Source organism: Lysobacter sp. KIS68-7 (assembly GCF_021284745.1).
Lineage (GTDB): Bacteria > Pseudomonadota > Gammaproteobacteria > Xanthomonadales > Xanthomonadaceae > Noviluteimonas.
This window is the reverse complement of sequence record NZ_CP089925.1, coordinates 305,560-326,185: the sequence shown is the minus strand read 5'-3', so window position 1 is coordinate 326,185 and position 20,626 is coordinate 305,560. Positions and strand designations below refer to the sequence as shown.

Here is a 20,626-nt window from a genome sequence, read left to right as displayed (position 1 = left end):
ATACGGTGCAGGCCTTCATCGCAGCGCTGCTCTTGCATGCGCTGCTGTTTGCGCTCGCCTTCTTCGGCATGTGGTGGACGCGCGCCGCCGCGCCCGTGAATCCCGCAGGCCCGGTGATCGAAGCCGAGCTGATCGATCCGCATGCCTTGTCGGCGTCGATGCGTCGCACGCTGGCCTCGCGCCCCGACCAGCCCGCGCCCGTGCCGCCGCAACCGGAAGAGGCGGCGCCGAAGGAACAGCCGAAGCCGGAGCCCAAGCCGGAAGACATGCCGCAGCCGCCGCAACCGGTGGCGCAGGAACGCGTGCCGGAACCGGATACGAAGGCACAGGAAGCCGCGAGCAAGCAGGCGATCTCGCCGAAGCCGCCGGTGGATCGCGAGCAGGAAGCCAAGCGCCGCCAGGAACAGATCGACCTCACCGAGCGCGAGCGCAAGGACGAGGAAGAACGTACGCGGCGCCTGTCCGAAATGGAGAAGATGCGGCAGCAGCAGATCGCCGACATCCGCAAGCAGCGGCAGCAGGCGCAGAAGGAAGCGACCCTCGCCGAGCAGAAGCTGCGGCAGTTGGCCGATGCGCGCAATGCCGCCGACGCGAACGCGCAGACGGAGTCGAACACGAGCCCGCCGCCCGGCAACAACGGGCCGGACAACAATCTCAAGGCGCAGTACTACGCCGCGATCAGCGACGCGATCAAGCGCAACTGGACGCGGCCGGACAACATCCCGGGCAACGTGTTCTGTCCCATCCGCATCCGCCAGGTGCCGGGCGGGGAAGTCATCGATGTCGAAGTGCTGCCCTCGTGCCCCTACGACGAGCAGGGCCGGCGCTCGGTCGAAGCCGCCGTCCTGAAGGCCCAGCCTTTGCCGTATGCAGGCTTCGAATCGGTGTTCGCCCGCGAGCTCACGATTCGCTTCAAACCCACCGAGTGATCGTGGCGCGGACCCCGGGTCCGCAAACGTTCATCTTTGTTCCGCATTTCACGGCCAAGCTGTTACCTAGCTCCGCTCCATTCAGGATCCCGCTGATGACCCGAACCCTGCGCCGGCTCGCCGCCCTCGTGCTTCTCTTCGCGCCCTTGCTCGCATCGGCCCAGGAACCGCCGCAGATCGATGTGATCGGTGGCCAGGCGGCCGCGTTGCCGATCGCGGTGGTGCCCTTCGCCGGCAGTGCAGGGGAGACGGACATCGCGAAGGTGATCGCGGCCGACCTGGATCGTTCGGGCCAGTTCCGCACGCTGCCCGAGGGCGACATGGTCGAACGCCCGACGTCCGCCGCCCAGGTCAGCTATCCCACGTGGCGCACGCTGCGCCAGGACTTCCTGCTCATCGGCCGCGTGATCCCCGACGGCGCGCAGCTGCGCGTGGAATACGAACTGTTCGACGTCGCCAAGCAGACGCGCATCCTCGGCGAGGCGAAGATCGCCCCCGGCGCGGCGGCGCGCGACGTCGCGCACCAGATCGCCGATGCCGTGTACGAAAAAGTCCTCGGCGTGCGCGGCGCGTTCTGGACGCGCATCGCCTATGTCACCGCGAGCGGCACGGGTAACAACCGCCATTTCGAACTGATGGTCGCCGACAGCGACGGCTTCAATGCGCAGTCCGTGGTGAGCTCGCCGCAGCCGATCCTGTCGCCCTCGTGGAGCCCGGATGGCAAGCGCCTCGCTTACGTCAGTTTCGATCGCGGAAACTCCTCGATCTATATCCAGAACCTGGCGAGCAGCGGTCGCGAACTCATCGCGAGTTTCCGCGGAATCAACGGCGCGCCGGCCTTCTCGCCCGACGGCACGCGCCTGGCGATGACGCTCTCGCGCAGCGGCAACCCCGAGGTGTACGTGATGGACCTCGGCAGCAAGCAGTTGCACCAGATCACCAACCAGATGGGCATCGACACCGAGCCGGTGTGGAGCGCCGATGGCGCGACGATCTACTTCACGTCCGATCGCGGTGGCCGCCCGCAGATCTACCAGGCGCCCGCCAGCGGCGGCGGCGCGACGCGACTGACCTTCCAGGGCAGCTACAACGCGCGCGCCACCGTGTCCTACGATGGCAAGAAAATCGCCACCGCGCAGGGCAACGGCAATGCCTATCGCATCGCGCTGATGGACCGCGCGCTGGGCAATCGCTGGACCACGCTGTCCCCCGGCAACCTCGACGAATCGCCGAGCTTCGCCCCCAATGCCAGCATGCTGCTGTACGCCGCGAAGGAAGGCGGACGCAGCGTGCTGTACACCGTGTCGGCCGATGGCCGTGCGCGACTGCGACTGCCTGTCGCCGGCGCCAACGTCCAGGAACCGGCATGGGGTCCTTACCGGCAGAAACGCTGAACAGGCGTAGACTCCGAAACCCCGATCGCGTCGACATGGGTCGTCGCGGTCGTCCCCCTGCGAGAAGACGAAAGGAATGACGATGAACGCAACCACCCCTCCGAAGTTTGCAAAGGTCCTGCTGATCGCCACGATGGTGGTCGCGGCCGCTGCCTGCTCGAAGAAGGTCAAGGAAGTCCCGCCGCCGCCGCCGGAACCGAGCACTACCCAGCCGGTCACCGAGCAGCCCACTACGCCGGGTGCGTTCACGCCCGAAGACCTGGACCGGGATGCGTGCCTGCGCCAGCGCGTGGTGTACTTCGACTTCGACCAGGATGCGTTGCGTCCTGAATTCCAGGCCGCGATGCAGTGCCATGCCAAGTACCTGCGCGATCGCCCGTCGGCGCGCATGACGCTGGAAGGCAACACCGACGAACGCGGCAGCCGCGAATACAACCTCGGCCTCGGCGAGCGCCGTGGCAACGCGGTCTCCTCCGCGCTGCAGGCCAACGGGGCTTCGGGCAGCCAGATCACGGTCGTCAGCTACGGCGAGGAACGCCCGACCTGCAACGAATCGACCGAGGATTGCTGGGCCAAGAACCGTCGCGTCGAGATCGTCTACACGGCGAAGTAATCGATGCGCCATCCGACCCTCATCGGAATCGCGATCGCGGCGGCCCTCGTGGCCGCCGCGCCCGCATCCGCGCAACGCGCGAGCCTGGCCGAACGCGTGAGCGCGCTCGAACAACAGGCGGCCAACAACCAGGGCAACGTGGACCTGCTCAACCAGGTGCAGCAACTGCGCACCGAAGTGACGCAGCTGCGCTCGCAACTGGAAGAACTGCAGCAGCAGAACGAACAGCTGAAGCAGAACGCGCGCAACCAGTACCTGGACCTCGACGGTCGCATCTCCCGCCTGGAAGGCGGTGCGGCGCCGGCAACGGGCGGCACCACGCCCCCTGCGGCGGCCACGCGCAACCTCCCCGCCAACGCCGCCACGCCCGTCGAACGCGCGCCGACGGTGAAGGGCGACAAGGGCCTCACCGCGCAGTCGGCCGACGAACGCAGCGCCTACAACGCCGCCTTCGACGTGCTGAAGTCCGGCGACTACGTGCAGTCGGCGCAGCTGTTCTCGCAATTCCTCACCGATTACCCGGCGGGCACCTATGCCCCCAACGCGCTGTACTGGCTGGGCGAGAGCTACTACGTCACCCAGAACTACGAACTCGCCCTCCAGCAGTTCCAGGCGCTGCTCGACCGCTACCCCACCCACGACAAGGCCCCCGGGGCCCTGCTCAAGGTCGGCCTGTCGCAGTACGGCCTGAAGCAGATGGACGCCGCCCAGGCCACCCTGGCCCAGGTTTCCCAGCGCTACCCGGGCACCGACGCAGCCCGCACGGCCGACGACCGCCTTCGCGCCATCCAGCTGCAGGGCGTGCGCTAAAATCGCGGCATGTCCGCAGTCCAGCCCGCCGATGCGGCCTCCGCCGTTTCGGCGGAGCGCCTCAAGCTCACCGAGATTTTCCTGTCCCTGCAGGGCGAAGCCCGCGATGCGGGCTGGCCCACCGTGTTCGTGCGCCTGACCGGCTGCCCGCTGCGCTGCCATTACTGCGACACGGCCTACGCCTTCTACGGCGGTACCTGGTGGGACATCGACGGGATCCTTGAGGAGGTCGCGAAGCACGGCGTGCGCCACGTGTGCGTCACCGGCGGCGAACCGCTCTCGCAGAAGCGCGTGATCGGTTTGCTGCACAAGCTGTGCGATGCGGGGTATGTCGTCTCCCTGGAAACGTCGGGCGCGATCGACATCGCGGACGTCGACACGCGCGTCTCGCGCATCGTCGACATCAAGACGCCTGGCTCGGGCGAAGTCGCGCGCAACCTGTGGAGCAACGTGCCGCAGCTCACGCCGCACGACCAGGTGAAGTTCGTCATCTGCAGCCGCGCTGATTTCGATTGGGCCTGCGAAGTGTTGGCGGAACACAAACTGCACGAACGCTGCGACGTATTGTTCTCGCCGAGCCACGCGCAGGTGTCGCCGCGCGAACTCGCCGACTGGATCGTCGAAGCGCGCCTGCCCGTGCGTTTCCAGATGCAGTTGCACAAGGCCCTGTGGGGCGAGGAGCCGGGGCGTTGAGCGTGGAAGGGAAGAAGCGCGCCGTCGTGCTCGTGTCCGGCGGCATGGATTCCGCGGTCGTGCTGGCGATCGCGCGCGAACAAGGTTTCGAGCCGTACGCGCTGAGCGTGCGTTACGGCCAGCGGCACACCTCCGAACTCGATGCGGCCGATCGCGTGTCGCATGCGCTCGGCGCGGCCGCGCACAAGACGGTGGTGGTGGACCTGCGTTCGATCGGCGGTTCCGCGCTGACCGACGACATCGACGTCCCCGAATCCGGCGGCCCCGGCATTCCCGTCACCTACGTGCCCGCGCGCAACACGATCATGTTGTCGATCGCGCTGGGCTGGGCGGAAGTGCTCGGCGCGGCGGATCTGTTCTGCGGCGTCAACGCGGTGGACTACTCCGGGTACCCGGACTGCCGCCCGGAATTCATCGCGGCGTTCGACCGATTGGCCAACGTGGCGACCAAGGCCGGCGTGGAAGGCGCGGGCCTGCGCGTGCATGCCCCGCTCATGAAGATGTCGAAGGCGGACATCGTGCGTGAAGGCCTGCGCCTGGGCGTGGATTTCGCGCTGACCGTCTCGTGCTACCAGGCCGACGCCAAGGGCCGCGCCTGCGGCCACTGCGACGCGTGCCGGCTGCGCGCGGAGGGCTTCGCCGCGGCGGGCGTAGACGATCCCACGCGCTACGTAGGCTAGAATGCGCGCCTCGTGGGCCGTTAGCTCAGTCGGTAGAGCATCGGACTTTTAATCCGCTGGTCGATGGTTCGAATCCATCACGGCCCACCAAATGACGTCGGCCCAGTTATCTTCCTTCAGGGGAGGATGCCTGGGCCGATGTCATTTGGTGGGCCGTGATGGCCAAAGTTTTGCGGAGCAAAACTTTGGCAAAGGGTTGCAAGCCAAATACCCCGCGCTGTCGCGCCGCCCCTTTTACCAAAAGGGGTCCACACCAGATTGGGCGTCCTGTCAGGCCGCTCAATTGCAGCGTGCCAGCTCGCAACAAAGCTTGTTTCAAGCGCAGCGCGCAGCCGACTTTTAAACCCCGCAACTCTCGGTGCAGATCGTGGCCTCCGTAGTTTTTCGCCTTTGTGCCCAGTAGTTTTTTGGGTCGCCAAGGACTAGGTCGGACGTGAAGCAGCCGCTATGGCCTCAGGTGCCGCCGATGTCCGCTTTGGCCAAAGTGGACGCCACACATCGCACCGCGGGTCACTGGAGCGAACGCTGCAGGTCGAGCATCGCCTGTTGCGGCACGTTGGTGGGCCCCGTCGTCGGGCGATCCAGGTCCAACACGAGCGTCATCGCCAGCGTGAGCAGTGCGAACAGCAAGGTCGTCGCATTGCGTTGCCTGCCGCGCTCGAATCCCACCATGGCCGCAGAGGTCAACGCGAAGAAGGCAAGCATCCGCAGGATGCGCGGCGGCACGTGCGACTGTCGCGTCGCATAGCGTTCGCCGGCCAGGTCGATCGATTCATTGGTGGTGGCCACCAGCAGCGAGGCGCGCGGCGTATCTCGGAACGGCCCGACGGCGCGCATCACCGTGTCCCACAGGGTCGCCTGCAGCGTTTCCGTGCGTCGCCATGCGTCGGCTTCCGTCCGGGGGTCGACGGCGTTGCCGTAGGCCACGCGCGTGGCGACGTAAGTCCGCAGCACGGCGCGCAGTTGGTCCCGTTCGGGCGGATCGAGCAGCGCAGTGCGCAGCCATGTCGTGCCCAGCGCATTGGCCTCGGCGACGACGAGCGTGCGCCGGTGCTCGTAACGGTCGAGTGCGATGGAAAAGGTGAATCCGATGAACAACGCCAGCAGGCCCAGAACGGAGGTCATGGCGAAGGCGTCCGCGTCGTCCCCCTTGTCCAGCCGAGATCGCCTGCGCAGCGCGTATCCGATTTCGCGCGCGACCAGCAGCGCGCCGAACAGGCACAACGACAGCACCCAAAGCGGGACCTGCAGGTAGCGTTCGTCGAATCCGTGCATGCGGCGCCTCCGATGGTGCCGATGCTCGCAGCAGGCAGGACGCGGCCGCTTGCGTATTTCTACTGTTCGCCGGCCCGGGAAACCACTGATGCGAGGCATGCGTCGCCTGCCGATCATGGCGGCTTCCCCTGCGGAGGCTGCGACTATGGCGACGAAACCGTTCAAGGGCGTCATCAAGCTCGACGTTCGCGACTCTAAGCCCGACTGGGGTCCATTCACCTTGCCGCAGGCGCCGAAGGGCGCGCCAAACATCCTGATCGTCCTTTACGACGACACGGGCCAGGCGGCGTGGGAACCCTATGGCGGCCGCATCCGCATGCCGACGATGCAGAAGCTCGCCGACAACGGCCTGACCTACACGCAATGGCACACCACGGCCTTGTGTTCGCCGACGCGGTCCACGTTCCTCACCGGCCGTAACCACCATCTCAACGGCTGCTCGTGCATCACCGAGGGCGCGCAGGGCTTCCCTGGATGGAGCGGCCGCACGCCGGCCGAATGCATGACGATCGGCCAGGTGCTGCAGGACGCTGGCTGGAGCACGTTCTGGCTCGGCAAGGACCACAACGTGCCCGAAGGGGACATCGCCTCCGGCGCCAGCCGTTCGGAATGGCCGCTGCGCAAGGGCTTCGATCGCTACTACGGTTTCCTCGGCGGCGAAACCAACCAGTGGTATCCCGATCTGGTCGAAGACAACAGGTTCATCGATCAGCCCTACGGACCGGAGGATGGCTACCACCTGTCGAAGGATCTCGTCGACCAGGCGCTGCAGATGATCCGCGACCAGAAGGCGAGCAACCCGTCCAAGCCATGGTTCATGTGGCTTTGCCCGGGTGCGAACCATGCGCCGCACCATGCGCCGAAGGAGTTCGTCGACAAGTACAAAGGCAAGTTCGACGACGGTTACGAGGCGTATCGCGAGTGGGTGATGCCGCGGATGATCGAACGCGGCATGTTGCCCAAGGGAACGACGCTCACGCCGATCAACCCGTTGCCCGAAGACGTGGCCAACGCAGGCGACGCGGTGCGCCCATGGGCGTCGCTCAACGCCGATGAAAAGAAGTTGTTCGCGCGCATGGCCGAGGTGTATGCCGGATTCTCGGAGTACACCGACGTGCAGGTCGGCCGCTTGATCGACTATCTCCAACAGAGCGGCCAGCTCGACAACACGCTGGTGTTCTATTGCTCGGACAACGGCGCATCGGGCGAGGGCAGCCCCAGCGGTTCGGTCAACGAGAACAAGTTCTTCAACAACTTCCCCGACGAGTTGTCGGAAAACCTGAAATACATTGACGTCCTCGGGGGCGTGGAAACCTACAACCACTATCCGACCGGCTGGGCGGTGGCGTTCTCCACGCCCTACCAGATGTTCAAGCGCTACTCCGAGTACGCCGGCGGCACCGCGTGCCCGATGGTCGTGCACTGGCCGAAGGGCATCAAGGCCAAGGGGCAGGTGCGCAACCAGTACCACCACAGCACCGATGTCGTGCCGACGATCCTCGAAGCCTGCGGGCTTGAAATGCCCAAGGTCTACAACGGCGTCGAGCAATACCCGCTGTCGGGCGTGTCGATGAAGTATTCCTTCGACGCCAAGCCCGATTCGCCGACCGCGAAGAAGCGTCAGTACTACGCCATGCTCGGCACGCGCGGGATGTGGGCGGACGGCTGGAAGGCGGCCGCGCTGCATGCGCCGTTGGTGAGCAAGGGCCACTTCGACAAGGACGAGTGGGAGCTGTACCACGTGGACGTGGACCGCTCGGAATCGAAGAACCTGGCGAAGGAGCACCCGGAGAAACTCAAGGCACTGATCGATGCCTGGTTCGAGGAAGCCGAGACCAACAAGGTCCTGCCGCTGGACGATCGGAGCGCCGCGGAACTGCTGGGCGTCGAACGTCCGACGGAGGAAGCCCCGCGCGAGCGCTACATCTACTACCCGGGCACATCGCCCGTGCCGGAGGGCGTCGCGGTGAACACGCGCGGCCGTTCCTACAAGATCGTCGCGGACGTCGACATCCAGGGCGCCGACTGCGAGGGCGTGATCTTCGCGCATGGCTCGCGGTTCGGCGGGCACAGCCTGTTCATCAAGGACCAGAAGCTGCACTACGTGTCGAACTTCCTGGGCATCAAGCCGGAGCAGAAGTTCGTGTCGAAGCAAGCGCTCAAGCCCGGGAAGTACACGCTGGGCATCGAGTTCACGCGCGAGAAGGCGGGGGAGCATGGGGAATCGCTCGGCAGCGCCAAGCTGTACGTGGACGACAAGGTCGTCGCGGAAGGGCCGATGAAGACGCAGCTCGGCAAGTTCACGCTCGCGGGCGACGGCCTCTGCATCGGTCGCGACAGCGGCGACGCCGTCAGCGAGGAATACCAGTCGCCCGGTGAGTTCCAGGGCGGCGAGATCAAGTTCGTCGGCGTGACGGTGGAAAAGGCACAGTACCTCGATCTGGAGAAGCTCGCGGCCAGCGCCTTTGCGAGGGACTGATCGCCGGAGACATCGACTGCTGAAGCGGATTCGAGGACGCCTGGCCAAGCCGGGCGTCCTTTCTAATCGACGACTTGTCGGGTCGTGTCACAAATGTCATCGCATTGGCCGAAAGCGTTCTAGAGACGCTTTGCGAAGTCTTTGATCGCTTCGAGGATCGGTGCGGTGTCGCCCAGCCACCACCAATGTGCGGTGCCGGGCAGTTCGAGCCACTGGGCGCCGGGAATCGCGGTCGCGACGTGGCGGCCGGCGTCGACGCGGACGGCGCGGTCGCCTGTGCGATGCATGACCAGCGTCGAGACGCGTACCTGCGGCAGCAAGGTGCGGACATCGCTCAGGGCGAGGGTGCGCAGGACGGCTTGCATGCAGCGCGGGCTGGAGCCGAGGCGCAGCATGCGCGCCCACCAGCGTCGCAACAGCGGATCGCTTGCCTGATCGGGCGCAAACGTCTCGATGGCCGCCGGTCGGCCCCATTGCGCGACGAGTGCATTGAGCCAACGCTCGAATTGTTCGGCCGTCAGTGCCCACGGGTAGTCGGGTGCGGCGGTTCCGCGTGCGAGCGTTGCCCAGAGCGCCAGGCCCGCGACGCGCTCCGGATGTTCGACAGCGAGCCGGATCGCGATCGGGCCGCCTTCGGAGACCGCGAACACGAGCGCGCGGCGGCTGCCCGCGGCGTCGAGGACAGAGAGCGCGTCAGCACTGCTCACGGAAGTGTCGGCGGGATCGACGGTGCGATCCGAGAGTCCGACACCACGCCGGTCGTAGAGGATGAGCCGGAAGTCGCGGGCGAGTGCTCGGAAGAAATTCGCGGGGCCGCCAGGCTCCCAGGCCTGTTCGAGGTTCGAGACGAAGCCGCTGATGAAGAGGATGTCGAGCGGTCCGGAACCCAGCACTTGATAAGCGAGGTGCGTGTCGCCGCTGTGCGTGAACTGCACCGCGACCGGCGCCGGCGGGTTGTCGATGGACGTCGCCGTGTTGGCGCGTATTTCGTCGGCGAGCTGGCGCGTTGCGGCTTCCGGATCGACGCCGAGCTCGTCGTGCAGCAGTTGCCGGCATCGCTCGAATTGCTGCAACGCTGCGTGCGGCTGTCCGACGGTGGCATACAACCGGATGAGTTGGCGCTGCGCCGCTTCGTTCAGCGGATCGAGCGCGACCAGTTCTTGCGCATGGTGGAGCGCGCGTTCGTGCTGTCCTGCGCCTTCCAGTCGCACGACGAGCTGCGCCAAAGCCTGCGCGCGTGCCTGGCGCAACGATTCGCGCTGTCGTTCGAGCCATGCCGACAACTCGTCGCATTCGTAGAGCGCCAGGCCCTCCGCGAACTCGGCGGCGGCCAGCTGCGCTGCCCGTTCGAGGGCGGCGAGACTTTCGTCGCTTGTTTCGTCGTTCGCGCGATACAGGCCTTGCGCGAGCGCGCCGCGCAGCGAAGCGAGATCCGTGGCGTCGCACAGATCGCGCGCGAGCGCGACGGTCTGACGATCGATGACCAGCGCGTCCTGCCCCACGTGGTGCGACAACGCATGCAACAAGCGACGCATGCGCGCGCGTGCGTCGACTTCATCCGCGTCGGGCCAGAGCATTGCGGCGAGGCGCGCGCGACTCATCGGGCGCGCCTCGGCGGCGAGCAGGGCGAGGACGGCCTGCTCGCGCCGTGCGCCCGGCTCGAACGCCCCCGATGCGGACTCGATGCGCACGGGTCCGAGCACGCGAAGCACGGGACGTGCCGCGACCTCAACGCTCATGCAGCGGCCCGATCGAAGCATTCGACATCGGCGCGGTGCAACCGCTCCCAGTCCACGATTTCCGCGACCACTTCGTCCGGCTGCCGCGCCCAGGAAAAGTGACGCTTCCATGGTGCGTCGGTCGTGACGCCGTCGATCGGTCGACGCGCGATCGCGCAGGAGGCGAGCTTCGCAAGCAGTTCGCTCGTCGCGCCCGTCGGTGCCACGGGATCCCCACGGATTTCGACCGACAGGACAGGCAACGCGAGGTCATGCAGCGCCTCCTCATAATCGATTCTACTGCCGGCAGCGCGATACCGGCCGGTGGTGGCGTTGTAACGCCAATCGGCCATGAATCGTCGCGGTTGGTCGCCGCCGAAGCCCAGCAGTCGGCCCGGATACCACGGCAGCATGGTCGACGCGATGCGGACCGCCTGCACCGTGATGCGCGCGCGCCACTGCAGCGCTTTCGGCCACGCGCGATAGTGCGCGGTGCCGCTCGCCACGAGGATCAAACCCGCAAGGCGTGGTGTCGCGTGTACGGTCGCGAGACTGCCGAGTTGGCCGCCCAGGCTGTGGCCCACGAGATAAATGGGCCGAGCGGGAAACTGCGCGGCGATCGCGCTGATCAACGACGGAATATCCTGCGCGACGATCTCGTGGTAGCCGAATCGCGCGCCCTCTCGTGCAAGCGTCGCGCTCTCGCCCTGTCCGCGCAGGTCGGCCAGCACCGCGACGCCCGCGGCAGCTTTCGCAAGCGCTTCCGCGAAGGGCGCGTAGTAGCGCGCGGCGAGGCCCATTGCGGGCAGGCAGATGAACACTGGCGTGCGCGCATGCGGCCGGGAATGGTTGAAGATGACGACGGGCGTCGCCGGATCGACTTCGGCGAACAGTGTTCGGTTGTGGTCGAAGATCGCCATGACGGGCTCCAGCTTCGAGAAGGAGCCGCGAGCGTATCGAGCGAGCGTCCGCTGATCGTCCGCTGGCGGAAGCCTCCGAACCCATCCGTTCCGAAGCGCGCTTGCACCGGCCCTCAGTAGTTTTACCGACGGGCAAACGAAATATTGCGCATGGCCCACATGGTGGCTGGGTGCGAAATTGAGCGGTCCCCACGCGGAGGCTCCCGATCATGAAGCGCAACGCTATGTCCAAGATGATGTTGCTGGGTTCGCTGGTGCTCGCGGGCATGGGCGTCGCGAGTGCCCAGAACGCCAACAACGGTGTCCTCGAACGCGATGATGGGATCTATCTGCGGTGTGCGATGTGCGGCACCGTGGAAAGCATCACGCAGAACGTCAACAACCAGGCCAGCACCGGAGGCAGCACGGCAGCGACCATCACCGGTTCGGTGGTGGGCGGTCTGATCGGCAACCGGGTCGGCGGTGGAAGAGGCCGCAGGGCCGCCACCGTGGGTGGCGTGGTCGCCGGCGGCGCGGTCGGCAACGCGGCCTCCAGCAACAACGCGCCCACCAGCAGCGCGACGGTGCGCATCAAGCTCGGAGCCAGCAACTTCATCAATGTCACGGTGGACGACGCCAGCGACTTGCGCGTCGGCGACACGGTGGAAGTCGACTCCAACGGGCACGTGGTGCGGCTGCGCTGACGATCTGGCGTAGATCGCGCACCAACTCGGGGTATCGGACGTCACTCGCGAGGGTGGCGCGCGTCTGCGCGCCCGGCCGTGTTGCGGTGCGGTGTTTGGATATGCTCGGCCCGCCCAATCACTCGGAGGCTCGATGAAAGACCCTGTCGCCTGGCGTTTGATTCGTTGGTTGTACGCCGCTTTCTACATCGTCACCGGCATGCAGATGGCCCTCGTGTTGCTTGGCCTGCTGCCGCCGCCGCAGCTCAAGCTCAGTCCGGAAGACAGCGCATTCCAGGCCGCGCTGGCGCAGACCGGGTTCATCGTGCCGGCCTTGGCGGCCACGTATGTCGTCGCGGGCATCGCGATGCTCTTCCATCGCACCGCGCCGCTGGGGATCGTGTTGCTGGCGCCGGTCATGCTGATCATCTTCCTCACCAACACGCTGCTCGATACCGCCTGGATCTGGGGCACCTTGCACATGGCGGTACTCCTCGCCCTTGCATGGCATTTCCGTCGGGCCTTCCGCCCGCTGTGGACCTTCGGGACGGCGACTCAGTAGTACACGGGCATCATCAGCAGCTTGCCCGTCGGGTCGAGGATGCGCAGGCGCGGCGTGCACGTGCAGGCTTGGTCGTACGGGCATCCGCACGCGCGGAAAGCCGATGGCGCTGCGGTTTGCAGTTGAATGTTGGCGGCGATCGTGGGCATCGCGATCGCCGCACTTTCGACTGCTTGCTGGATCGGTGCCATTGGACTCACTCCGCCGTCAGCGCCGTGATGCGATCCACGTCGATCGCCGTTTCCACTTCGCGCCACCATCTTGTAGACGAACGAGGGGCCTTCAAATCGACACGTTCGCCCATGCGCGGCGTCGCCAGGGGGATGTTGCGGTCACGGGTCAGGGCGAGCACGCGTTCGAAGGGGTCCTGCCAGGGGTGCATGGCGAGGTCGAAGGTGCCGTTGTGGATCGGCAGCAGCCAGCGGCCGCGCAGGTCTTCGTGCGCCTGCACGGTGTGTTCGGGCTGCATGTGCACGTACGGCCATTGCGGGTCGTAGGCGCCGGTTTCCAGCAACGTCACGTCGAAGGGGCCGAAGCGCTCGCCAATTTCCTTGAAGCCGTCGAAGTAGCCGGTGTCGCCGCTGAAGAACAAGCGCAGCGCGTCGTCGACGATGACCCACGAGGCCCACAAGGTCTTGTTGCCATCGAACATGCCGCGCCCGGAGAAATGCTGTGCTGGCGTGGCGGTGAACTGGATGCCGTCGATGGTCGTGCCTTCCCACCAATCGAACTGGCGCACCTTCGACGCCTCCACGCCCCATGCGATCAATCGGTCGCCGACGCCGAGCGGCGTGAGGAACAGATCGGTCGTGCGCGCCAGGTGCAGGATGGTGGTGCGATCGAGATGGTCGTAGTGATCGTGAGAGAGGAGCACGCCGCGCAGCGGCGGCAGGTCCTGCAGCGCGATCGGCGGGGCATGGAAACGCTTGGGGCCCATCCACTGCACCGGCGACGCACGCTTCGCGAACACCGGATCGGTGATCCAGAAATCCCCACGCAGCTTGATGAGCATCGTCGAGTGCCCGAGGCGGAACAGGCTGCGGTCCGGCGCCGCCTCGAGGTCCGCCCGGGTCAGCCGCTCGACCGGCACCGGGGCAGCCGGCACCGTCGTCTTCGGCTTGTTGAGCAGGACGTTCCAGATGATCCCCAGGGTCTTGGCGATGCCGTCGGCCGGCTTGGGGGCGGGGTTGCGGAAGCGTTGGGAGGGGGCGAGGGGGGCGTTCATGACCGGGACCTGAGGAAGTACACGACACAGTGTAGTTTCCATTTTCGAAAAGTAAACCCCCCGGTGTAAACTTTCCGCCATGTCCAGCCAGACCGCCCCCGCCCGCCTGACCGACCGCAAGCGCGCGGCGATCATCGACGCCGCCGTGGCCGAGTTCCGCCAGTCGGGTTATGCGGCCACCAGCATGGACAAGGTCGCCGCCACCGCCGGCGTGTCCAAGCGCACCGTGTACAACCACTTCCCCAGCAAGGAAGTGTTGTTCGTGCAGATCCTCGAACAGTTGTGGGAACGCGCGTTTGAAGGGACGGACCTCGCGTATCGCAAGGATCGGCCGCTGCGCGCGCAGTTGCTCGAACTGCTGGAACAGAAATTCCGCCTGTTGAACGACGCGTACTTCGCGGACCTCGCGCGCGTGGCGATCGCCGCCGGCCTGCACGCACCCGACCTGGCGCAGGAACTCATCGCGCGCATGGGCAATCGCGAAGAAGGCATGACCACGTGGATCCGCGCCGCCGCCGCGGACGGGCGTTTGAAGACGACCGATCCCTTGTTCGCCGCGGAGCAGATGCAGGCGCTGGTGAAAGGCTTCGCGTTCTGGCCACAGATCGCGATGGGGCAGCCGCCGCTCACGCCGGAGAAGCAGAAGCAGGTGGCCGAATCGGCCGTGGATATGTTTTTGTCGTATTACGCCTGAGGGCGATCTGGGGAGAACGTCGGATGATCCGGAACGCAGTGCTGTCCTGCATGTTGCTGTTCGCGTTGTCTCCGATGGGGGTTGCAGGCAAACAGGACACGAAACAGCAAGTCGCCGCGGCGCTGGAAGCATGGAATGCAGCGGCCAGTCGGGGCGACATCGATGCCTTCATGCAACAGTTCGACCCCGCCGGCGAGGTGCTCCTCGCGGGCTCCGACCACGGTGAGGTGTTCCGCGACCAGGCGGCCATTCGCACTTGGGTGAGCGGGCTGTTCGAACACCATCGCTTCTCGTGGGACCTCTCGCACGCCGACATCGACTCGAACGGGAACACCGCCTGGGTGTTCGTCGACGGCACCATGACGCTGACAAACGACGTCGGCGAAACCAGCAGGACGCCCTATCGATTCTCGGGCGTGATGGTCAAACACGGCGATGCGTGGAAGTGGCGCATGTTCGACGGATCGATTCCGGCGGGCGAATAGCCGCGATATCAATCGTCGCGCTTGATGAGCGCAGACGCGGCAAGCAAGGCAACGATCGCACCGATGACTTGCGCGCAAGCAAAGGCGGGCACGTCGATGAGCCGGATGCCGGAAAAGCTTTGTGTCCACGCGCGCGCAAAGGTCACCGCGGGGTTCGCGAATGACGTGCTGGCCGTGAACCAGTACGCGGCGAAGATCCACGCGGCGACGAGCGCAGGCAACGCGCCTGGACGATGTCGCGCGCCGAGCAGGATGGTGAGAAGCAGGCCGAACGTCGCGATGCCTTCGCTCAACCACAGCGCAGCGCCCGTTCGCGCATGCGTGCCGGTCTGCAGCAACGCCTGGCCGAACATTGCGTGCGCGATCGCCACGCCGACAACAGCGGCGATGACCTGCACGGCGACATAGGCGAGGGCAGTGCGCGTATCGAGTTCGCCGCGCAGGCGCATCGCCATCGTGACCACGGGATTGAAGTGCGCCCCCGAGATCGGCCCGAACAGCACGATCAACACGTAGAGCGCGCCGGCGGTGGCCCCGGCGTTCGCGAGCAATGCGATGCCGTCGTTCCCGCGCGACAAGGCCACGCCCATGATGCCCGAGCCGACGACGGTGGCGAGCAACACGGCGGTTCCGATGAACTCGGCGAGCAGCCGACGGCCGAGTGCGTTCACAGCGATGCCAGCAGTGCGCGGACGCGCTCGCGGATCTCGTCGCGAACCGCGCGGTACTCGTCGCCTTCGAGGTGCTTCGGATCGGGCAGCGCCCAGTCTTCGCGCCGCTTCGCGGGCACCCATGGGCACGAATCGCCGCAGCCCATCGTCACCACGGCGTCGAACTCGCCGCTGATGTCATCGAGCGACTTCGAGCCGTGCGTGGTGAGGTCATAGCCGAGTTCCGCCATCGCGCGGATCGCCTTCGGGTTGATGACGCCGGACGGCGCGGACCCCGCACTCATCGCTTCGACGTCCGCGCCACCGAGCATGTGCGCGAATCCTTCCGCCATCTGGCTGCGGTTCGAATTCTCGATGCAGACGAACAGGACGCGCTTCATCGGCGCTTCCTGCGCGGCTTGCAATCGGGGCCGCAATCCGCAGTCCCTGCGCAGCAGTTCTCGGTCAAGTAAGCGATCAGCGCGTTCATCTGGTCGTAGTTCGCGCGCACGCGGATCACGCGGCCCTCGCGCTGGTCGACGACCAGGCCGGACCCGCGCAGCACGTTGAGGTGCGCGGTCAGCGTCGCGGCGGGGAGGTCCAGGTGTTCGCGTAGTTCGCCGACCGGCATGCCATCGGGGCCGGCCTCGACGAGGCGGCGGAACGCGCGGAGTCGGGATTCGTGGCCGAGGGAGGAGAGGCTGGCAAGGGCGGATGGCATTTCCATAGTTCCAAGAATATGGAAATAACGAGGATGGTCAAGCCCCCGCCTCGACGCCCGCAGATGCACGCGTAGAATCCACGCCATGTCGCTGCGCAAGCTCACTCGCGTCGCCTTGCACCTGGTCCTGGTCCTCTCGATGGGCCTGGCTGGCGTGATGGCGCCCGTGTCCGCGGCGAAGGAAGCGATGGCGAGCATCCCCGGCGCCGCGCCGATGGACATGCCGTGCGCCGAGATGGGCGCAATGCAGCAGGCGCCTTCGCACGACCCTGCCGCGAAAGCGCATTGCAGCCTCGCGGTCTGTCTGGGCGCCGCGGCGTGCCTGCCCGAAATGCCGCGCATGACCGCGCACGTCCCGAGCGCCGGCCGACTCGATATCGCGGACGTGCCGTTCGTGCCCTCCGGCGTGCTCGACACGCCCCTCCGGCCTCCCATCGCCTGAATCCCATCGCGTGATCCGAGGGCGCATCCACGCGCCCGACGCCGCCGTGCGCGGCTTCCATGGAGACTTGGGATGGAGTCGACGAAACGCTGGGCAGCATTGTTGCTGCTCGGGTTGCTGCCGTTCGCGGCAGCGGCGAAGCCGATCGCGTTCGCGAAAGGCAAGACGCTGATGCTGGAGTGGGGCGCCGGCACCATGTACGAGGCGCAGATGTTCTACGCGCCACGCTACTGGTATTCGCTCGGCGGCGGATGGCTGGAACTCGACAGCGAGGACGGCCGGAAGCGACGCGACATCACTTACCTGCGGGCCAACCTGCTGGCGAAACGTTGGAACATGCCGAATGCGCAGGCGAACGTCTTCGTCTGGGGCGGCCTCGGTCGGGCGACCGGCAACGACTTCGAAGGCCCCGAGTTGTCGCGCAATGTCGGCTTCCAGGCGGACTACGAAACGCGGCGTGTCTACTCGTCGTTCCGCAGCGACCTGCACGAAAGCGATCGCTTCTCCCACCGCATCGATACGTTGCAACTCGGTTGGGCACCGTACGCGCACGATTACGACCAACTGGCCACGTGGTTCGTCGTCCAGGGGCGCCGCTACACCGGCGGCATTTCCGACGGCACCGAAACTGCCTTGCTCGTTCGCTTCTTCAAGGGCGGCACCTGGGTGGAGTTCGGCGCGACGACCGACGGCAAGCTGCAAGCCATGGCCATGTTCAATTTCTGATTCGAAGGACCCCGACAATGAAAATCCTCAAGACCCTGTTGTTCTCCATGCTCCTCGCTGTTGCGCCCGGTGCGTTCGCCAAGACGATCGAGATGGACGTCAACGGCCTGGTCTGCGCGTTCTGCGCGCAGGGCATCGAGAAGACCCTCAAGGGATTCCCGGCCACCGAGCAGGTGTTCGTCAGCCTCGAACACCGCATCGTCGCGGTGGAGCTCAAGGATGGGCAGGACATAGACGACGCCGCGCTGAAGAAAGCGATCACCGATGCCGGATACGCGCTCGTCACGATCCGCCGCACGGACGAATCCATCGCCACCATCCGCGAGCGCGTGTCGCACGAGAAGGCGCTGCCCAAGGCCGATCCCGCAAAGCACAACCACGACATGAAGGACATGCCGGGGATGGGCACGCATGAATGACGTCGCCGCGAACGCACCCCTCAAACGCAACGTCGGCGTCGCAGCGCTGACGCTGCTCGCCAGCACCGGAACACTCGTCTGCTGCGTCCTGCCCGCCGTCATGGTGGCGCTGGGCGCCGGCGCGGCGCTGGCGGGGCTGGTGACTGCGGTGCCGCAACTGATCTGGCTGTCGGAGCACAAGGCGCTCGTCTTCGGCGTCGCGGCGGGTATGCTCGCGCTATCCGGCGTGATGCTGTGGCGCGCGCGGTCGCTGCCCTGTCCGGCAGACCCGAAAGCTGCAGCGGCGTGCCGTCGGTTGCGTGCGACGAGCGTGGTGCTGTGGTGGGTGGCGCTGGTCGCAGTGGCCACCGGGGTCGCGTTTGCCTTCGTCCTTCCGCTTCTGTTCGCTTGAGGAGAATGCATGAACATCCAACTCCAGAGCGATCTGACCTGCCCGGCCTGCGGTCACACGACCACGCACGCCATGCCCGAGGACGCCTGCGTGTTCTTCTTCGATTGCCTCGCGTGCGGCGCGATCTTCCAGCCCAGGGAAGGAGACTGTTGCGTGTTCTGTTCGTACGGTTCGGTCCCGTGTCCGCCCAGGCAGGCGGACCGTGCCTGCTGCACCTGCTGAAGGCCTCCCATGCCACTCGAACTCCGGGCTGCCACGACCCGCGATGCCGACGCCGTCGCTGCGATCTACAACCCCTACGTTGCCGATAGCACGATCACGTTCGAGACTGAGCCTGTCTCGAAGGCGGAGATGGCGGCGCGCATCTCCGAAGCCTCGGCCGCAAACCTGCCCTGGCTGGTGGCGCTCAAGGACGACGTCCTGGCGGGCTATGCGTACGCCTCGAAATGGAAAGGGCGTTGCGCGTATCGGTACGCGGTCGAGTCGACCGTGTACATCGACGCCGCACACCATGGGCAGGGCATCGGCAAGGCGTTGTACGTCGCGCTGATCGACGCGCTTCGCGCACGCGCGATGCACACCGTCATCGGCGGCATCGCGCTGCCGAACGCGGCGAGCATCGCTTTGCACGAGCGCCTGGGTTTCGAGAACGTCGCGCGCTTCAGGCAGGTCGGCTTCAAGCAGGATCGATGGATCGACGTGGGGTACTGGCAGCTCCTGCTCTAGCCGCGCTCGTCAATCGATGACGTCGACCATCATGCCGATGCCGCCGCCGATCAGCGCGCCTGCGCCGGCATTGCCCGAGATGCTGCCGATGCCCGCACCCACGGCGGTGCCGGCGACTGTGGCGCATGCAGCGAGGAGCAGCAGGCAGTGCGCGGCGAAGAGTCTCAATGTGCGCTTCATGTCGATGTCCTCACTTGGTCGATGCGGGCTTGATGATGTCCATCCACAACACACCCATCACGGGCACGTCGGTGCGATCCGGATGCGCCTGGTACCACTGCGTGATGCGGTTGGAGACGTCGTCGAGCGTCATGCCCTCCACCGCCTTCGCGGCCATCGTGCCGACGGTCGGTGGCGGCGTGCCCTTTTTCTGTGCATAGGCCTTCTCGAGCGCGACCATGTTGCCCGCGCCCACGAGAAACACCTTGCGGACTTCCTGCGACGACTTCAGCCACATGTTGCCGTCGACCACGACGTGCTGCGCGTGCGTCACGCCCGCGAAGCACAAGCCGACGACCAACGCGACTGCGGAGGCGCATTTCGATAACGTGCGCATTGCATCGATCTCCTTTGCTGGGCGTGCTTCCCTGTACAAGTTGCGTAGCCGACCGGGCAAGTCACCCGCATGGGGGATGCATGGGTTGCGCTCACTTACGCATCACCGTGCAGGGCGTTTAGTTCCACGACTTTGCATGCAGGTCATGGACGTGCTCGATCGCGGCAAACTTGCTTGCCTGTTGTCATGCGCGATCCTCGCCGCAACGGCCGGTTGCGCGACGACGCCGTCGCCTCGGTTCGAACAATCCGACACGACGCAGGCGGTCGTGCGACCGGAGCGCATCCTCGTCTACGACTTCGTCGGTACGCGCGACGAACTTCCGCCGGACACGCAGATCGCGAGCGCCGTCGATGCGAGTGCGCCTGCCCAGTCGGCGGACGACGTGGCGCTCGGCAAGCAGTTGGGCCAGCAGGTGGCGCAGCGACTTGTCGCCAGGCTGCGCAGCGCGGGCATCGACGCTTATCCCGTCGCGTATGGACCCGTGCCGAAAGTCGGCGACGTGGTCGTGCGCGGCGAGTTCGTGTCGGTCGACACCGGCAGCCGCTCGATGCGGGTGCTCGTGGGATTCGGCGCAGGTCGGGCGCAGATGAGCACGCTCGTGGAGACATACCAGATCACGGCCGCAGGTCCGCGCCCGCTCGCCAGCGCGCAGGCCGACACGCAAGGCGGCCGCTTGCCCGGCGTGCTGCTGCCGATCGGACTTGCGGGCATGGGCACCAACGCGGCGGTGTCGGGCGCGTCCAACGTCATGCAGGAACGCGGTGCGGAATCGATCCGCGGCGCCGCGCAACGCACCGCGGACGGCATCGCCGATTCGATCATCGCGATCTACCGCGATCGCGGTTGGAAATAG

General features: G+C 66.2%; 28 protein-coding genes and 1 tRNA gene. 19 read left to right on the top strand and 10 right to left on the bottom strand.

What is annotated here, in order from left to right; translation table 11 throughout:
• The first annotated feature begins 68 nt into the window (after positions 1–68).
• The 7 genes from LVB87_RS01585 (at position 69) to LVB87_RS01555 (ending at position 5,209) form a co-directional block, all read left to right on the top strand.
• Entirely contained in the window at positions 69–929 is an 861-nt protein-coding gene (locus LVB87_RS01585) for a TonB C-terminal domain-containing protein (RefSeq protein ID WP_343223422.1), read from the top strand.
• 95 nt (positions 930–1,024) lie between these two features.
• On the top strand, positions 1,025–2,323 hold the full coding sequence (gene tolB / locus LVB87_RS01580; protein WP_232899176.1) for a Tol-Pal system beta propeller repeat protein TolB: 1,299 nt from the start codon (positions 1,025–1,027) through the stop codon (positions 2,321–2,323).
• A gap of 82 nt (positions 2,324–2,405) precedes the next feature.
• Entirely contained in the window at positions 2,406–2,936 is a 531-nt protein-coding gene (gene pal, locus LVB87_RS01575; protein WP_232899175.1) for a peptidoglycan-associated lipoprotein Pal, read from the top strand.
• 3 nt (positions 2,937–2,939) lie between these two features.
• A complete protein-coding gene (gene ybgF / locus LVB87_RS01570; RefSeq protein ID WP_232899174.1) occupies positions 2,940–3,746 on the top strand; it encodes a tol-pal system protein YbgF in 807 nt (268 codons plus the stop codon).
• 9 nt (positions 3,747–3,755) lie between these two features.
• The gene (queE, locus tag LVB87_RS01565; RefSeq protein ID WP_232899173.1) at positions 3,756–4,439 is read left to right on the top strand and encodes a 7-carboxy-7-deazaguanine synthase QueE; all 684 of its coding nucleotides are present in this window, start codon (positions 3,756–3,758) and stop codon (positions 4,437–4,439) included.
• 44 nt (positions 4,440–4,483) lie between these two features.
• Positions 4,484–5,119: a 7-cyano-7-deazaguanine synthase QueC gene (queC, locus tag LVB87_RS01560; protein WP_232900410.1), complete on the top strand. Its 636-nt coding sequence runs from the start codon at positions 4,484–4,486 to the stop codon at positions 5,117–5,119.
• Between the two features lie 14 nt (positions 5,120–5,133).
• A tRNA-Lys gene (locus LVB87_RS01555) sits at positions 5,134–5,209 on the top strand.
• 420 nt (positions 5,210–5,629) lie between these two features.
• Here LVB87_RS01555 and LVB87_RS01550 read toward each other — a convergent pair.
• Positions 5,630–6,394 carry a hypothetical protein gene (locus LVB87_RS01550; RefSeq protein WP_232899172.1) on the bottom strand — a complete coding sequence of 255 codons (765 nt, stop codon included), beginning with the start codon at positions 6,392–6,394 and terminating at the stop codon, positions 5,630–5,632.
• Between the two features lie 145 nt (positions 6,395–6,539).
• On the opposite strand from LVB87_RS01550, the gene LVB87_RS01545 reads away from it, so the two are divergent.
• A complete protein-coding gene (locus tag LVB87_RS01545) occupies positions 6,540–8,873 on the top strand; it encodes an arylsulfatase (RefSeq protein ID WP_232899171.1) in 2,334 nt (777 codons plus the stop codon).
• 119 nt (positions 8,874–8,992) lie between these two features.
• Here the strand turns inward: LVB87_RS01545 and LVB87_RS01540 are convergent, their stop codons facing one another.
• Together LVB87_RS01540 and LVB87_RS01535 are read right to left on the bottom strand one after the other, a co-directional pair.
• Positions 8,993–10,612: an alpha/beta hydrolase gene (locus LVB87_RS01540; RefSeq protein WP_232899170.1), complete on the bottom strand. Its 1,620-nt coding sequence runs from the start codon at positions 10,610–10,612 to the stop codon at positions 8,993–8,995.
• On the bottom strand, positions 10,609–11,670 hold the full coding sequence (locus tag LVB87_RS01535; RefSeq protein WP_232899169.1) for an alpha/beta fold hydrolase: 1,062 nt from the start codon (positions 11,668–11,670) through the stop codon (positions 10,609–10,611). The genes LVB87_RS01540 and LVB87_RS01535 overlap by 4 nt, the downstream gene beginning before the upstream one ends.
• A gap of 50 nt (positions 11,671–11,720) precedes the next feature.
• Between LVB87_RS01535 and LVB87_RS01530 the strand changes: the two genes are divergently transcribed.
• On the top strand, positions 11,721–12,194 hold the full coding sequence (locus LVB87_RS01530) for a glycine zipper 2TM domain-containing protein (RefSeq protein ID WP_232899168.1): 474 nt from the start codon (positions 11,721–11,723) through the stop codon (positions 12,192–12,194).
• Between the two features lie 133 nt (positions 12,195–12,327).
• Positions 12,328–12,735 carry a hypothetical protein gene (locus LVB87_RS01525; RefSeq protein WP_232899167.1) on the top strand — a complete coding sequence of 136 codons (408 nt, stop codon included), beginning with the start codon at positions 12,328–12,330 and terminating at the stop codon, positions 12,733–12,735.
• Here LVB87_RS01525 and LVB87_RS01520 read toward each other — a convergent pair.
• Together LVB87_RS01520 and LVB87_RS01515 are read right to left on the bottom strand one after the other, a co-directional pair.
• On the bottom strand, positions 12,729–12,926 hold the full coding sequence (locus tag LVB87_RS01520; protein ID WP_232899166.1) for a hypothetical protein: 198 nt from the start codon (positions 12,924–12,926) through the stop codon (positions 12,729–12,731). The two genes, LVB87_RS01525 and LVB87_RS01520, sit on opposite strands and share 7 nt — an antisense overlap.
• 5 nt (positions 12,927–12,931) lie before the next feature.
• Entirely contained in the window at positions 12,932–13,960 is a 1,029-nt protein-coding gene (locus LVB87_RS01515) for an MBL fold metallo-hydrolase (protein ID WP_232899165.1), read from the bottom strand.
• Between the two features lie 79 nt (positions 13,961–14,039).
• Between LVB87_RS01515 and LVB87_RS01510 the strand changes: the two genes are divergently transcribed.
• Together LVB87_RS01510 and LVB87_RS01505 are read left to right on the top strand one after the other, a co-directional pair.
• A complete protein-coding gene (locus LVB87_RS01510) occupies positions 14,040–14,654 on the top strand; it encodes a TetR/AcrR family transcriptional regulator (protein WP_232899164.1) in 615 nt (204 codons plus the stop codon).
• A gap of 23 nt (positions 14,655–14,677) precedes the next feature.
• A complete protein-coding gene (locus tag LVB87_RS01505) occupies positions 14,678–15,139 on the top strand; it encodes a nuclear transport factor 2 family protein (RefSeq protein WP_232899163.1) in 462 nt (153 codons plus the stop codon).
• A gap of 8 nt (positions 15,140–15,147) precedes the next feature.
• Here the strand turns inward: LVB87_RS01505 and LVB87_RS01500 are convergent, their stop codons facing one another.
• From LVB87_RS01500 to LVB87_RS01490, 3 genes are read right to left on the bottom strand one after another with little or no spacing between them, the layout of a single operon-like run.
• Positions 15,148–15,810 carry an aquaporin gene (locus tag LVB87_RS01500; protein ID WP_232899162.1) on the bottom strand — a complete coding sequence of 221 codons (663 nt, stop codon included), beginning with the start codon at positions 15,808–15,810 and terminating at the stop codon, positions 15,148–15,150.
• Positions 15,807–16,190 carry an arsenate reductase ArsC gene (locus LVB87_RS01495; RefSeq protein WP_232899161.1) on the bottom strand — a complete coding sequence of 128 codons (384 nt, stop codon included), beginning with the start codon at positions 16,188–16,190 and terminating at the stop codon, positions 15,807–15,809. The genes LVB87_RS01500 and LVB87_RS01495 overlap by 4 nt, the downstream gene beginning before the upstream one ends.
• Complete coding sequence (locus LVB87_RS01490; RefSeq protein WP_343223405.1) at positions 16,187–16,510, bottom strand: metalloregulator ArsR/SmtB family transcription factor; 324 nt, start codon at positions 16,508–16,510, stop codon at positions 16,187–16,189. The genes LVB87_RS01495 and LVB87_RS01490 overlap by 4 nt, the downstream gene beginning before the upstream one ends.
• Before the next feature lie 85 nt (positions 16,511–16,595).
• On the opposite strand from LVB87_RS01490, the gene LVB87_RS01485 reads away from it, so the two are divergent.
• The 6 genes from LVB87_RS01485 to LVB87_RS01460 all read left to right on the top strand — a co-directional run bounded on the left by LVB87_RS01485 (position 16,596) and on the right by LVB87_RS01460 (position 19,214).
• On the top strand, positions 16,596–16,952 hold the full coding sequence (locus LVB87_RS01485; protein ID WP_232899159.1) for a hypothetical protein: 357 nt from the start codon (positions 16,596–16,598) through the stop codon (positions 16,950–16,952).
• Positions 16,953–17,024: 72 nt separating this feature from the next.
• Positions 17,025–17,678 carry a hypothetical protein gene (locus LVB87_RS01480; protein ID WP_232899158.1) on the top strand — a complete coding sequence of 218 codons (654 nt, stop codon included), beginning with the start codon at positions 17,025–17,027 and terminating at the stop codon, positions 17,676–17,678.
• Positions 17,679–17,695: 17 nt separating this feature from the next.
• The gene (locus tag LVB87_RS01475; RefSeq protein WP_232899157.1) at positions 17,696–18,097 is read left to right on the top strand and encodes a heavy-metal-associated domain-containing protein; all 402 of its coding nucleotides are present in this window, start codon (positions 17,696–17,698) and stop codon (positions 18,095–18,097) included.
• Entirely contained in the window at positions 18,090–18,488 is a 399-nt protein-coding gene (locus LVB87_RS01470) for a hypothetical protein (protein ID WP_232899156.1), read from the top strand. The genes LVB87_RS01475 and LVB87_RS01470 overlap by 8 nt, the downstream gene beginning before the upstream one ends.
• Before the next feature lie 9 nt (positions 18,489–18,497).
• Positions 18,498–18,710, top strand: coding sequence for a GDCCVxC domain-containing (seleno)protein (locus tag LVB87_RS01465; RefSeq protein ID WP_232899155.1), 213 nt, complete (start codon positions 18,498–18,500; stop codon positions 18,708–18,710).
• Positions 18,711–18,719: 9 nt separating this feature from the next.
• Positions 18,720–19,214 carry an arsinothricin resistance N-acetyltransferase ArsN1 family B gene (locus LVB87_RS01460; RefSeq protein WP_232899154.1) on the top strand — a complete coding sequence of 165 codons (495 nt, stop codon included), beginning with the start codon at positions 18,720–18,722 and terminating at the stop codon, positions 19,212–19,214.
• A gap of 9 nt (positions 19,215–19,223) precedes the next feature.
• Here the strand turns inward: LVB87_RS01460 and LVB87_RS01455 are convergent, their stop codons facing one another.
• Both LVB87_RS01455 and LVB87_RS01450 read right to left on the bottom strand, forming a co-directional pair.
• On the bottom strand, positions 19,224–19,394 hold the full coding sequence (locus LVB87_RS01455) for a hypothetical protein (RefSeq protein WP_232899153.1): 171 nt from the start codon (positions 19,392–19,394) through the stop codon (positions 19,224–19,226).
• Positions 19,395–19,404: 10 nt separating this feature from the next.
• Positions 19,405–19,770, bottom strand: coding sequence for a hypothetical protein (locus LVB87_RS01450; RefSeq protein ID WP_232899152.1), 366 nt, complete (start codon positions 19,768–19,770; stop codon positions 19,405–19,407).
• A 136-nt stretch (positions 19,771–19,906) separates the two neighbouring features.
• On the opposite strand from LVB87_RS01450, the gene LVB87_RS01445 reads away from it, so the two are divergent.
• A complete protein-coding gene (locus tag LVB87_RS01445; protein WP_232899151.1) occupies positions 19,907–20,626 on the top strand; it encodes a DUF4410 domain-containing protein in 720 nt (239 codons plus the stop codon).

Bases quoted from the DNA above. Each gene is read 5' to 3' on its own strand.
- LVB87_RS01585 (WP_343223422.1), top strand. From the start codon at position 69: ATGTGGTGGACGCGCGCCGCCGCGCCCGTGAATCCCGCAGGCCCGGTG.
- tolB (WP_232899176.1), top strand. From the start codon at position 1,025: ATGACCCGAACCCTGCGCCGGCTCGCCGCCCTCGTGCTTCTCTTCGCG.
- pal (WP_232899175.1), top strand. From the start codon at position 2,406: ATGAACGCAACCACCCCTCCGAAGTTTGCAAAGGTCCTGCTGATCGCC.
- ybgF (WP_232899174.1), top strand. From the start codon at position 2,940: ATGCGCCATCCGACCCTCATCGGAATCGCGATCGCGGCGGCCCTCGTG.
- queE (WP_232899173.1), top strand. From the start codon at position 3,756: ATGTCCGCAGTCCAGCCCGCCGATGCGGCCTCCGCCGTTTCGGCGGAG.
- queC (WP_232900410.1), top strand. From the start codon at position 4,484: ATGGATTCCGCGGTCGTGCTGGCGATCGCGCGCGAACAAGGTTTCGAG.
- LVB87_RS01550 (WP_232899172.1), bottom strand. From the start codon at position 6,394: ATGCACGGATTCGACGAACGCTACCTGCAGGTCCCGCTTTGGGTGCTG.
- LVB87_RS01545 (WP_232899171.1), top strand. From the start codon at position 6,540: ATGGCGACGAAACCGTTCAAGGGCGTCATCAAGCTCGACGTTCGCGAC.
- LVB87_RS01540 (WP_232899170.1), bottom strand. From the start codon at position 10,612: ATGAGCGTTGAGGTCGCGGCACGTCCCGTGCTTCGCGTGCTCGGACCC.
- LVB87_RS01530 (WP_232899168.1), top strand. From the start codon at position 11,721: ATGAAGCGCAACGCTATGTCCAAGATGATGTTGCTGGGTTCGCTGGTG.
- LVB87_RS01525 (WP_232899167.1), top strand. From the start codon at position 12,328: ATGAAAGACCCTGTCGCCTGGCGTTTGATTCGTTGGTTGTACGCCGCT.
- LVB87_RS01520 (WP_232899166.1), bottom strand. From the start codon at position 12,926: ATGGCACCGATCCAGCAAGCAGTCGAAAGTGCGGCGATCGCGATGCCC.
- LVB87_RS01515 (WP_232899165.1), bottom strand. From the start codon at position 13,960: ATGAACGCCCCCCTCGCCCCCTCCCAACGCTTCCGCAACCCCGCCCCC.
- LVB87_RS01510 (WP_232899164.1), top strand. From the start codon at position 14,040: ATGTCCAGCCAGACCGCCCCCGCCCGCCTGACCGACCGCAAGCGCGCG.
- LVB87_RS01505 (WP_232899163.1), top strand. From the start codon at position 14,678: ATGATCCGGAACGCAGTGCTGTCCTGCATGTTGCTGTTCGCGTTGTCT.
- LVB87_RS01495 (WP_232899161.1), bottom strand. From the start codon at position 16,190: ATGAAGCGCGTCCTGTTCGTCTGCATCGAGAATTCGAACCGCAGCCAG.
- LVB87_RS01490 (WP_343223405.1), bottom strand. From the start codon at position 16,510: ATGCCATCCGCCCTTGCCAGCCTCTCCTCCCTCGGCCACGAATCCCGA.
- LVB87_RS01485 (WP_232899159.1), top strand. From the start codon at position 16,596: ATGTCGCTGCGCAAGCTCACTCGCGTCGCCTTGCACCTGGTCCTGGTC.
- LVB87_RS01480 (WP_232899158.1), top strand. From the start codon at position 17,025: ATGGAGTCGACGAAACGCTGGGCAGCATTGTTGCTGCTCGGGTTGCTG.
- LVB87_RS01475 (WP_232899157.1), top strand. From the start codon at position 17,696: ATGAAAATCCTCAAGACCCTGTTGTTCTCCATGCTCCTCGCTGTTGCG.
- LVB87_RS01470 (WP_232899156.1), top strand. From the start codon at position 18,090: ATGAATGACGTCGCCGCGAACGCACCCCTCAAACGCAACGTCGGCGTC.
- LVB87_RS01465 (WP_232899155.1), top strand. From the start codon at position 18,498: ATGAACATCCAACTCCAGAGCGATCTGACCTGCCCGGCCTGCGGTCAC.
- LVB87_RS01460 (WP_232899154.1), top strand. From the start codon at position 18,720: ATGCCACTCGAACTCCGGGCTGCCACGACCCGCGATGCCGACGCCGTC.
- LVB87_RS01455 (WP_232899153.1), bottom strand. From the start codon at position 19,394: ATGAAGCGCACATTGAGACTCTTCGCCGCGCACTGCCTGCTGCTCCTC.
- LVB87_RS01450 (WP_232899152.1), bottom strand. From the start codon at position 19,770: ATGCGCACGTTATCGAAATGCGCCTCCGCAGTCGCGTTGGTCGTCGGC.
- LVB87_RS01445 (WP_232899151.1), top strand. From the start codon at position 19,907: ATGCAGGTCATGGACGTGCTCGATCGCGGCAAACTTGCTTGCCTGTTG.